15 protein-coding genes are annotated in these 10,783 nt (G+C 37.6%); 12 read left to right on the top strand and 3 right to left on the bottom strand.

All coding sequences use genetic code 11. The features are described 5' to 3' along the window. Positions 1–720: 720 nt before the first annotated feature. On the bottom strand, positions 721–1,362 hold the full coding sequence (locus tag CYP51_RS03530; protein ID WP_103624409.1) for a LexA family transcriptional regulator: 642 nt from the start codon (positions 1,360–1,362) through the stop codon (positions 721–723). 176 nt (positions 1,363–1,538) lie between these two features. Here CYP51_RS03530 and CYP51_RS03525 point away from each other — a divergent pair, with 176 nt between their 5' ends. Beyond that, positions 1,539–1,913, top strand: a complete 375-nt coding sequence (locus CYP51_RS03525; RefSeq protein ID WP_103624408.1) for a hypothetical protein — start codon at positions 1,539–1,541, stop codon at positions 1,911–1,913. Here the strand turns inward: CYP51_RS03525 and CYP51_RS03520 are convergent. Then, entirely contained in the window at positions 1,902–2,471 is a 570-nt protein-coding gene (locus CYP51_RS03520) for a hypothetical protein (RefSeq protein ID WP_103624407.1), read from the bottom strand. The genes CYP51_RS03525 and CYP51_RS03520 overlap by 12 nt on opposite strands. A gap of 111 nt (positions 2,472–2,582) precedes the next feature. Between CYP51_RS03520 and CYP51_RS03515 the strand changes: the two genes are divergently transcribed. The 11 genes from CYP51_RS03515 (at position 2,583) to CYP51_RS03465 (ending at position 10,196) form a co-directional block, all read left to right on the top strand. Further along, positions 2,583–2,801 (top strand): hypothetical protein, encoded by a 219-nt coding sequence (locus tag CYP51_RS03515; RefSeq protein ID WP_103624406.1) that lies wholly within the window; start codon positions 2,583–2,585, stop codon positions 2,799–2,801. Next, positions 2,801–4,837, top strand: a complete 2,037-nt coding sequence (locus tag CYP51_RS03510; RefSeq protein ID WP_103624405.1) for a DDE-type integrase/transposase/recombinase — start codon at positions 2,801–2,803, stop codon at positions 4,835–4,837. Before CYP51_RS03515 ends, CYP51_RS03510 begins: the two co-directional genes overlap by 1 nt. A 74-nt stretch (positions 4,838–4,911) precedes the next feature. Further along, entirely contained in the window at positions 4,912–5,841 is a 930-nt protein-coding gene (locus CYP51_RS03505; protein ID WP_103624404.1) for an AAA family ATPase, read from the top strand. A gap of 34 nt (positions 5,842–5,875) precedes the next feature. Then, a complete protein-coding gene (locus CYP51_RS03500; RefSeq protein ID WP_103624403.1) occupies positions 5,876–6,133 on the top strand; it encodes a hypothetical protein in 258 nt (85 codons plus the stop codon). A 63-nt stretch (positions 6,134–6,196) separates the two neighbouring features. After that, the gene (locus CYP51_RS03495; protein WP_103624402.1) at positions 6,197–6,538 is read left to right on the top strand and encodes a hypothetical protein; all 342 of its coding nucleotides are present in this window, start codon (positions 6,197–6,199) and stop codon (positions 6,536–6,538) included. Positions 6,539–6,573: 35 nt separating this feature from the next. After that, a complete protein-coding gene (locus tag CYP51_RS03490; protein ID WP_103624401.1) occupies positions 6,574–7,062 on the top strand; it encodes a host-nuclease inhibitor Gam family protein in 489 nt (162 codons plus the stop codon). 240 nt (positions 7,063–7,302) lie between these two features. Then, on the top strand, positions 7,303–7,452 hold the full coding sequence (locus tag CYP51_RS03485) for a hypothetical protein (RefSeq protein WP_021084047.1): 150 nt from the start codon (positions 7,303–7,305) through the stop codon (positions 7,450–7,452). Then, on the top strand, positions 7,452–8,414 hold the full coding sequence (locus tag CYP51_RS03480; RefSeq protein WP_103624400.1) for an AAA family ATPase: 963 nt from the start codon (positions 7,452–7,454) through the stop codon (positions 8,412–8,414). The genes CYP51_RS03485 and CYP51_RS03480 overlap by 1 nt, the downstream gene beginning before the upstream one ends. A 1-nt stretch (position 8,415) precedes the next feature. Then, positions 8,416–8,916, top strand: a complete 501-nt coding sequence (locus CYP51_RS03475; protein ID WP_103624399.1) for a phage protein GemA/Gp16 family protein — start codon at positions 8,416–8,418, stop codon at positions 8,914–8,916. Continuing rightward, positions 8,913–9,191: a hypothetical protein gene (locus CYP51_RS03470; RefSeq protein WP_103559471.1), complete on the top strand. Its 279-nt coding sequence runs from the start codon at positions 8,913–8,915 to the stop codon at positions 9,189–9,191. Before CYP51_RS03475 ends, CYP51_RS03470 begins: the two co-directional genes overlap by 4 nt. 93 nt (positions 9,192–9,284) lie before the next feature. After that, positions 9,285–10,196 carry a hypothetical protein gene (locus CYP51_RS03465; RefSeq protein WP_103559470.1) on the top strand — a complete coding sequence of 304 codons (912 nt, stop codon included), beginning with the start codon at positions 9,285–9,287 and terminating at the stop codon, positions 10,194–10,196. 17 nt (positions 10,197–10,213) lie between these two features. On the opposite strand, the gene CYP51_RS03460 is transcribed toward CYP51_RS03465, so the two are convergent. After that, positions 10,214–10,699 carry a phage virion morphogenesis protein gene (locus tag CYP51_RS03460; protein WP_103624398.1) on the bottom strand — a complete coding sequence of 162 codons (486 nt, stop codon included), beginning with the start codon at positions 10,697–10,699 and terminating at the stop codon, positions 10,214–10,216. Positions 10,700–10,783 lie beyond the last annotated feature (84 nt).

Genomic DNA, 10,783 nt, shown 5'->3' with positions numbered 1-10,783 from the left:
AGTAAGATTTGTAAAATAAAATTTATTAAATAATATTTTTATGATTCTTAGTTTAAGGGCTCTATTTAAAAATTTAATAAATTTACTTTGCAATATGGTGATATTTACTTAGTTTTTACTTTCTAAAGTAATATTAGAAATAAAATTTAACTTTATTTTTTATATTTTTGGATATAAAAAGTGTGATTTAATATTTATTTTATGTTATTTTGTGAGGGGGTATAGAAAATGAGAGTGAGAAATTTTAGCGCGATATTTTTGAAAGCGCGTAAAATAGGTACTTTAAAAAGATTCACTCTCAGTTGTAACGCAAGAATTCAGCTAAAAGAAAAATCCCTATAATCCCAAATCGTCCGTTTTGTCCCAAATTTAAGGAAATTTTTAAACACTACAAGTGTATATAAAGCCCAAATAAACGCACTTTAAAGAGTGTTTAAAACGTCTCAAAATTCGTCCCAAAAAATCCTATTGCTTACTAAATTTTGACGATTTTGGCTTAAGGTTCTCAGAAAATTTGGTTGTAAAAAGCAAGAAAAATGGCGATTAAGGAACAGAATTTTTATAAAAATGTTCCTTAATTAAGCTTAATGTTCCTTAGTGTTATTAACACACAGAGAATAGCGCTTTACGATTAAGGAACACAATAATTTTAAATACCAAATACTTGATAAAACTTAAAAAAATATCAATAACTGATTAAGGAACATTTTAAGTTTTAATTTATGTTATACTCTTGATTACACGACCTAGCACATAAAAAATTTCTTGTGTATCACTTTTGAGCTCGTAGCTACTATACTCTGGGTTTAGACTTCTTATACACATATTGCCATTTTGACCCACTTGAAGCATTTTTACCATTAAAATATTGTTATAGTTGATGACATAGAGTCCATCGCCCACAAAATTTTCGGTAATATCAAGTATCACCCAGTCGCCAGGGTGCAATTTTGGCAACATGCTATCGCCAACAACTTGTGTCATCCTAAGCTTATCCTCTTTAACTGGAAATTTAAAGAGATCCCTTGGGATAAAAATTTTTTGCTTTGTATCGAAAACATCAATACCATCTATGTCTGAAGACGTTCCAGCACTTACATTGTGGCTTAAAACCCTAATATGATACCCATCATTATTCACGTTATGTGTATTTTTTTCATTATCCTTGCCTAGCAAAATATAATCTATAGATATTTTTTCTTTTCTGGCTATATCAAGTATTTTCTCAAGAGCAATAGTATTTCTACTTTTCCAATTGCTTAATGTATTTGGCCTTATGTCATATCTTTTACAAAAATCAGCATCGTTTTTAATGTCTAGCTTTTTGTAAATTCTTCCCAAAATAGTATCTATCTTATCCATATTGTGAGTTCCTTTCAAAAATATACACAAAACGTATTGACTTTATTCACAAGTTGTGATACAATTCTTTCAATCTTTTGAAATTATAGCTTAAAAAAGATTAAATTTTTCAAAGGTTTGAAACAATAGTTCTTTTATTTATCATTGTTAATAAGACTTATCCAAAAGGAAACACTATGAAATGCAACAAGCAAGAAACTCACCCAAAGATTGCGAAATGCCAGCCTAAGGTAGTTTGCAAGGATATTGCAAAGGAGTTTGAAAGAGAGTTGGCTCGCATAAGACTTGAGATAAAGACTGCGCGCCTTAGCGACTTAAATGATTTTTGCTTCATCGGATGCAATTACTTCAAATTTGACGGACATGATTTTGACCGTATAGAAAGAGCCGTTGAAAATAAGCTTATAGAGATAAAGCAAGATCTAAAAAGTGCAAAAGTCCCTAAGAAGTTCATTAATGCCATCTTAAAAGATAAAGCAAAAAAGCTCAAAAAACGAGAAATCGAAAGGCGAGCCTTTTATCAGGAAGCTATAACTCTATCAAAAAGATAGTCTACGGCGCTCATCGTAAAGCATGGGCGCTTTTCCTGATTTTTCCAGTTCGTCCAGCTTTGAATTAAGGCTATCTATCTCTTTAAATAAAGGGAAAAACAGTCTGTTTTGAACGCTCTTTTTTGGGAACGGCGAACTATCTGGGCTAGATAGAAAGCTATTTTTGTTTTCTATCTTTATCTTTTTATTTTTGAGAATTTTAGGAATAAAGAAAAAATCCTCATTTAAAAAAGGTATTAGCAGCACTTTGGTTTTTATCTCTATGGATAAAGATAGCTGCGATGCGATGTCGCCGTCTTTACTGTGAGCTAATATACCGACGTAATCGGTAGAGCCTGATACTAGCTGATATTTGGGATGATAGTTGAGAGCCACTTTGTGCATTTTTTGAAAACAAGAAGCGTAAGCGTTTAGATTAATGATGCCCCCATGTATATACTCGTAAGCATCTACTAGATCGGGTCTAAAATGTTTCATCGTTTTAAGATCGTCTTTTAAATCTATCGCTCGATGTTCGTTAAATCTAAGTCCATGAGTTTTATAGCAAAAATATAGCATTTTTCAAGTCCTTGTTTTGAATTTTGAAGTTTGCAAATCAAATTTTACATACAAGGGCTTTAAAAATACTATGAGTCTTATTAACAATGATAAATAAAGAAAGGAGCAAAAATGATAAAGCGATATTTCATCGAAAACTGCATCAGTATCCGTCAGTGGGCTAAGAAACATAACCTTGATGAGCGCACCACGTATTATGTGATAAACGGCGAGATCACGGGAAGCAAAAACAATTCAAGAGGCAAAGCAAAAATGGTATTTGAAGCATTGGTAGCTGAGGGTATCATTGATGAGCTACCTGAAAATTTGAAAGAAGAGAAGGCTAGTTAATGCTTTATGTTGAAACGCAGGTTGCTTCACTAGTCTTTGGTGTTTGTGAGAGAGGTCTAAGACTAGCCACCCAACGTAATTCCACCAAATACCCCTTCCTCCGCTTGCAAGAAGCTGGCATCAGAAGTCGCGGTGGTGTAAAGCTACTCTTTGAAGTAGAGATCGCTGACATCAGCTCTCTTGTAAGAGCCAAAAAGCTAAGCAGCGATATTGAAATTTATGTGCCTGATAATGGTGCGCAAAGTAAAAACGGACTAAAAATGATGAAATTTAGCGAGATCAAGAAGGTCAAAGTAAATAATAATGACAGCAACAAGCAAGATGAAGGCGACATATATCTTGAAGCTAGCGAGGAAGAGATTGTCGAAGCAAGAAGGAAACGAGACATCATAAAAAGATATGAGACGAGCGATCTGTCCTCTAAAAAGTTTTGTGAAAGCGAAGGCATTAGCGAGGCAAACCTTTTTAGATGGCAAAAAGCCTATAAGGAGCAAAATTTACGCGGTCTGCTTGATAGGCGCGGCAAAAAGAAGGGCTCACATAAGCTTGAAGAGTGGATGAAGGATTTTATACTCACTAAATTTAGAGCTTACGGGGCTGGTGATCTAAACATCACACAGCTTTGGAAAGAGCTTCATTTCGAATATGGTAAGCGAACAGATAAATTCAGTGCACCTGACTTTCTTCAAGGCAAGGTAACGCCACTATTCGATACTGGCGTGATCAGTAGGTTTTTAAAAGAATATAAAGCCAAGAACATACTAGACACCATCGTCTCAACCAAAGGCATAGATAAAACCATAAGCTACCTTGACCCGGCTCACGGCACACAAGGCATATTCGTGACTAGACGAAATCAGTGCTGGCAGATAGACAGCTCAAAGCTCGATGTCATCGTGCGAGACGGCAAAGGTGGAGTGCAGGTAAGACCAAATATCCTTTCTATCATAGACGTATTCAGCGGTAGATGCGTGGCAACTTTGGCTGAGACCTCAAACGCATTAGGCATAACTCGCTTACTTTGGAGAGCTATTGAGCTTTTGGGCAAGCCTGAGTGTATAAAAGGCGATAACGGTAAAGACTACATAAGTAAAGAATTTCAAGACCTGCTTGAAGGTCTTGGTATAGACTATGACGCTTCAAGAGCCTATCATGGCAAAGACAAAGCCTTTGTCGAAAGACATTTTGGCACGATTCAGCGAAGCAAGATGGCCCATACTCCGGGCTATATAGGCGGAAGTGTTGCAAAGCGCGAGAACATAGAGCAGCAAACCCCTAAAAAAGAACGACATGCAAAAGACGAATATGGTTGGATAAAAAAGACCAATCAAAAACATCTACTAACGTATGATGACATGAGGAAGCGATTTGAAACGGCTGTGCTTGAGTGGGATATAACTGCCGTAAAACGCAAAAAGAATTCTCCTATACAAAGATGGAATAGCGACGATACACCGCTAAAAACTATTGAATATGAGAGATTTTTACTCTTTGCCGGTAGTAAAGGCATCCATAAAGTCAGCAAAAAAGGCATAACGATCGATAAGATAACCTATGTATCGCGCATGCTGCCTGATGTCAGGACAGAGGTTAGAGTAAGCGTGAATATAGACAACGTGAGCGAGGCATTCATATATACGCTTGATGGAGAGTTCATCTGTAAAGCCACAGATAGTAGCTTGATGCAGCTTAGAGCGGATGAATTTAAGATTGCCAATAGACTATTCAATGACAGGTTAAAAGCAGTAAGAAAAGGGGTAAGTCAAGCAAAACTGAGCGAATTCACAAAACTAAATGTGGATTATGATCTGGCTCAAATGCAAACAGCTCATCAAGAAGCGCTCAAAAAAGAAAATAAGATTGTTGAAAACTCAAATATCGATAGTATTAAAGAAGCCATAGCGCAGCAAGAGGCTGTTAGTGAGATAACAAGCGCAAAATTTGATTACTCTAAAATTGAGATAACAGGCGAAGTAAAGAGAAATGCCAAAAGGAGCGTTCTTGACATGGCGATAGATAAGGCCAGCGGTGAATAAAGCCTTTTAAATGCGTTTTAACAGCGCTTTAAACGTATTTAAAAGATTTTAAATTTTAAAGAAAGGAGCTAATTATGGAATTAGCAAACAAAATAAGCGAATTTATAAAAGCCAACGAAAAAGACGGCATGAGTCAGAATAGATTTGCTGCGGCTTTGGGGATCAACCCCGCGTATATTTCAGGATATTTGAAGAAAGGCTCTAACTACAAGTATGCAGACAAGGTAGAAGAGCCAGCAAAAAATTACATCAACAATTTTATCAAAAAAGTGGATGTAATTCAAGACGAGCTGCCTTTTATAAGGACAAAAGACGCCAAAAGCATACATGCGGTCATCAATTGGGCGGTCAGAGATAGAGATATGGCGATGATCTCGGGAGTAGCAGGAAGCGGTAAAACAAGAGCTATAAAAGAATACGTAAAAACTCATCCTGATAGCATCTTGATAGAAGCTACGATCAATACTTCGGCAAAGAGCCTATTTAAAATTTTAGCTCATGAGCTTGGAATAAACGATAAAGGCAGTATCGATGATCTGGTGCGTCAAAGCGGCGAAGTCCTAAAGAAAGTCAGCAAGACCATAATCATAGACGAGGCCGAGCATTTGCCTTACCGCGCGCTTGAAAGCTTGCGCAGGATGCACGATTTTAGCCGCGCTACTCTGGTGCTTGTGGGTACGAACAAGCTACTAATAAATTTAACCGCTTCAAAGAGCGGAAACGAGCTAGAACAGCTAAGCTCGAGAGTCGGAAATAAATGGATACTAGGCGGACTTTCCTACGTAGACGAAGACAAGAAAAAGATAAGAGACGATCTAGAAGCTGTTTGTAAAAACTTCGGCGTAACGCAAAAACCATGCATCGATCTAATAGAAACGCTAGCTAAAGGAAATTTTAGAAAGACCGAAAAGCTGCTAAGAAGGGCGAAGATGCTAAGCGAATACGCAAAGACCCCTATAAATGAAGACGTAGTCAAAGAGGCTACGAAGATGCTGCTTTTATAGTTGTAACGGTTGTAATAGTTGTAAGGAGTAAAAAATGATGAACGTAACGATGGATTCTCTTGAAAATCGCGCGGCGGAACGAACTCAGGCGGCTGGGCTAGTTAGACTGGTAAGAGAATTTGAAGAAAAAGGATTTGAAATGAGAGTAAGTGCTAAAGGTGAACTATGGGGCATAAGGCGCGGAAACATGATAAAGGGTCAAAAAGCAGACTACTCAAAGAGCATGTTTAAGTTAGTAGGTAAATATATCATAAGAACCGCCGACGGCAAAGTGATCGATACGGCAGCTTAAATTTGATTTTTCGGGAGCTCTGCGGAGCTTCCTATAAAGTTAAATTTTAAGAAAGGAGAATAGATGAAAACAGCGAGATTAGTGTTTGTTTCTACTCCCTACGCCAGTATCGAGTGCAAAGATCGGGACAGAAACTACTACGCTAAGCAAATAGCGCAGCAGGCTTGCGCTATCGTCAGAGCTAACGGCTACGAGCCTATCTCGCCCGTACTTGCGTGGATGGATATATATAGCGAGCTTGAGCGTGAAAGAGTAATGAAAAACTGCGAAGAACTGCTTAGAGTGTGCAGCTACTACTACCGCCATCCGTGCAAGTGGAGCGACAAGAGTACAGGCATGGCACAAGAGGCGGCGTGGGCTAAAGAATACGGCCTAAGTGAGCTTAAATTTAGTTTGTTCGAGTGATAGGGCTAATAAAAATTTTTAATGAGGAGTAAAAGATGCAAATAACTAGTTTTAGTGATGTTGATGTTGCCTTGAAAAGGCTTTGCGAGCTAAGCGTAGGTATAGAAAAAATAAACGGTGAAGTAACGCTCGAGTGTAACCTTATAAAAGAAGCTAGAAAGAGCGAAGTTGAAAGATTGGAAAGCGAAAAGAGCTACATCGAGCAGCAAATCACACTATTTTGTGAGGACAATAAGGCTGAATTTGCCGAAAAACGCTCAAAAGAATTTACCTTTGGAGAGATAGGATACCGCATAAGTAAGAGTGTAAGAATACCTAATGTAAAAGCCAAGCTTGAGAGTTTGCTAAACTCCATAAAGGCGTTTGGGCTAGGTAAAGAGTGCATCATATACGAGGAAAAGCCTAACAAAGAAGCGCTCGCAGAGCTAAAAGACGAGGATTTGGTAAAGCTCGGTCTTAAAAGAGTGGTAAAAGATAATTTTAGGATAGTGCCTAAGATAGAGAGTTTGGAGGTAGGGAAATGAAAGAAAGTGTGTTTCAAGGCCTGTGGCATAACTTTAAGGGCTTAAGAGACGGCAAAGATAGGCTTTTGCCTAGGTTTGTAAGACGAGCGAAGCTAAGAATTCGCGTTAAAGGGCTTTAAGCCCTTTAAAGAGCGTTCTAAACCACTTTAACGCTCTTTAAAAGGTTTAATTTTAAGGAAAGATGGTTTGACAACTAAGCAAAAAATTCACCTCAATAATCTACACGCAAAAAAGAGATCATTGTATCAAGCTAGACTTAATAATGTCCTAAGCTACGATCTTAGTTTTTACCGCTTTAAAAACGGAAAGCTAAACGTGTCAAAACTAGCTAGGTGTAGTGGTTTAAGCCGTGGATTTTTAGAAAAAGAGCTGTGGAAAAAAGGATTATAATGAGCGAAATTTTCGAGTTTTTAAAAAGTTCTAGCCTAACCAAGGATAGTTTCAACGAAAAGGTCGAGTTTTTGATAGAGGGCTTTTTAGTAAAGCAGCTAATCACACTGATCTACGCGGACGGCGGCACGGGCAAAAGCTATATGGCCTTTGCTCTAGCTAAAAAACTTTGCAAAGAGGGTCAAAGGGTGTTTTTTATAGACTACGACAACCCCGTAGGCGTACTAAAACAGCGCGGCGTAGATAGGCTACTTATAGAAAGCTACGAGAATATGAATTATATCCAGCGCTCTACTTTGGAGCTTTGCGGATTTGAACTTGTTCTAAAGCTAGAAGAAAACGCCGTAGGTAAAGCTTATAAAGATTGCGTTTTTATACTAGATAGCTTGCGTGATTTCGTAGACATCAACAATGATAACCGTATAAATAGACTATTTGGTGCGCTTAAGAATTTACGCGAAGCGGGAGCTACCGTGATCATCCTGCACCACTCTAACAAAGACGGTAAAAACTATCAAGGCAGCAACCATATAAGAAATTCTCTCGACATTATGTATCATCTATTAAAACGCCCTAGCAAGGAAAACGAGTTAAATTTCTTACTTGAAGTAGCCAAAGAAAGAGCCGGAGTAAAAGATAGCGGTTTTTGTGTAAAAACGCTAAATTTAGAACTAAACGAGCTTGACGTGGAAGTAGCTAGAATGAGTGAATACGAGCTAAATTTTACCACTCTAGCGCAAAAGATACTAGCCGGCGGCGAGGCAAACAAGACCGAGCTGCTAAACGCTATGAATTACGAAAAAGACGATAGAACGGCTAGGGATTGCCTCGATAAATTCGACGGCAAGCTATGGTTTAGCCGTAAAATGGGCAAGAGCGTGATATATAGTTGTAAATCAGAGACTACAACCGATACAACTATTACAACTATGAGAGAAAATACCTTAAATTTGGCGGTTTAGAATGAATACGAGCGAGCTTAAAAAGTACTATATCAAGATGATACAAACGTTAAAGCACAACTATTTCGTGGACGACGAGTGCAGGAAGGTGTATTTACAAGCGCAATTCGGCAAAGATAGTCTAAAAGAGCTAAGTATAGAGGAGCTCAGAATCGTGCTAGAAGTCGTGGGTTATAAACCCTATAAAGGCGCAAATTTTAAAAGACCTGCGCGAAAAACCAAAGCAATCCGCAAAACCAAAGCACACAAAACGTCTAATCATTCTTTTGTAGCCGGCGAAGATCTAATGCCCGCTAAAGGAAGCCTATACGCCACTAAAAAACAACTTGAAACTATTGCCGGTATCTGGGAAGAGATAGCCAACGTAAAAACGGGTATGGCTCTAAGAGAGTTCATTTTTAGGATAGTTAAAATCAGGCCTTTGCATCTTAAATTTTTGTCAAGGACTGATGCTGCCGACGTCGTGCAAGCCCTTATTCAAATGAAAGACAAATACAAATGATAAATAGCTTTGATCTATTCGCCGAGTTTTACAACCGCGTCAAAGAGAGCGAAAACATGGCCGACATCATCAAAGAATACGGCGGAGCCAATATCTACGTACCCAGCTACAAAGGTACGTTTAGGAATTACGATATACTCAAAGAATACGAAGAAGGTATTAAGCTAGGCAAACCAAGCCCGGCCGTCATTCGCGAGATCGCCGCAAAACATAACCTAAGCTATAACAGCGTTTGTGCCATAACCAAAGAGTTAAGAGAGCCTAGTTTGTTTTAATATAGCCATAAGAAGTAGCATAAGTTGATGATTTAATGTGATTTTTGGTAAAATAACAAATTGACTTCAGCCTTGGCTATCAAAGGAATATTGGTGGATATAAATACTATCGATGATATAATGCAATTAGAACAAATGTTGTTTAATGGTGAAAATGTAGAAATTAGAAATGTTGGTAATATAACACATACTATAAAATTAAGTGGTGGTAGATTTAGCGATTATGATATAAACTATATCAATGCTGATATAGCAAAAATTGTATTATCATATCAAGATAGTTTTTATAAAATCGTCTCTATTTTAGAGAAAGATTTTGACATTAAAGACATAGACAAAAATCAATTAATCAAATTTAAACTCGAAAGAGGTAGCTTGGATTTGATTGGTGATTTTGTTAAAAATATGTTAGAGGCAATGAAAAACATGGAAAGCAAAGATAAAAAACAAGTTCTTGTTGCAATAATAATTGCTATATTGTTGGGTGCTTCATTTGCAACATATATTTCATACCTTAGAGATATAAATAATACAGAAGCTGAGAGAGAAAATCGCCAAATAATAGCAAGATTGGCGTCAAATCAAGATATGCAAAAAGCTGTTAATGCGCCAAAAATAACTACCGCTAGCATCTTAAAAGACGATGAGAGTGCCAAATTTAATGCCCAAGAACAGGTGATCACAAATTCAAACAAGCAGGATTATAATTTCAGAGAAATCATAGACACTACAACGACTCAAGATACTATTGATGAATTTGTAATACTAGGTTACGAAAAAACTCTCGGAGGTGATAGAAAATTCAAAATGAGCGTGCATGGCACTATACGACAAGTAAGTGCAAATCTAATAAGTGCTGATGATCGCATAAGGCTAGCTATGGCTATTGAGCGTGGGGATAGCATAAAATTAAGGATAAGAACTGTAAAGGAATATAACAAAATAACAGAAGTAACTATCCTTGATGTTATACAAACACCAGCAACTTCATCGACAAAAAACTAAGCTACAGCTTAGTTTTTTTATTTCAACTTCTCTACCATAAATTCTATCGTTGCATCTTCGATAGCCTGCTTCGTCCTATTTGGCAAATGTCCACTTTTATCTACCGGCAAGAACGGGCGAGCCGCGATTCTTACGTTTTTACTTTGTCCCGCCTTATTGGTGCCGAATTGATGAACTAACCCGTAAGCAAAGCCGTTTTTATTCGTATTATTAGATACCGTGGCTTTTTTATTGTCTGCTTTAACTATCCATTTATCCGCCAAATTTCCGTCCGATCTTAAAATATTAGATGACTTTCCTAGTTTTTGTTTTTGCCTAATCGTACTAGGTTTCAAGGCCTGCCATTTTTGTCCGAACGGACTGCTCTCGTTCTCAAAACTAGCTTCTATTTCGTTTTGTAAGATGTTGCCTAGCGTTTGCATTAGCGGCTTGGTTTTTTTGTCGATATTTTGCAGAGATTCTAACTTAGTTTGCAGCTCTTCTAGGCCTTTAACTTCTATCATTGCGTTTGTCCCCTTAAAATGTGGTATAATTACACGAAGTAGATAAGAGATGGCCCAGATTTGGCAGGGTTCCAGTTGCAAAAG

This window comes from Campylobacter concisus (assembly GCF_002912895.1).
GTDB classification, from domain to species: Bacteria; Campylobacterota; Campylobacteria; order Campylobacterales; family Campylobacteraceae; genus Campylobacter_A; species Campylobacter_A concisus_G.
This window is presented reverse-complemented; position numbering and strand designations above follow the sequence as displayed.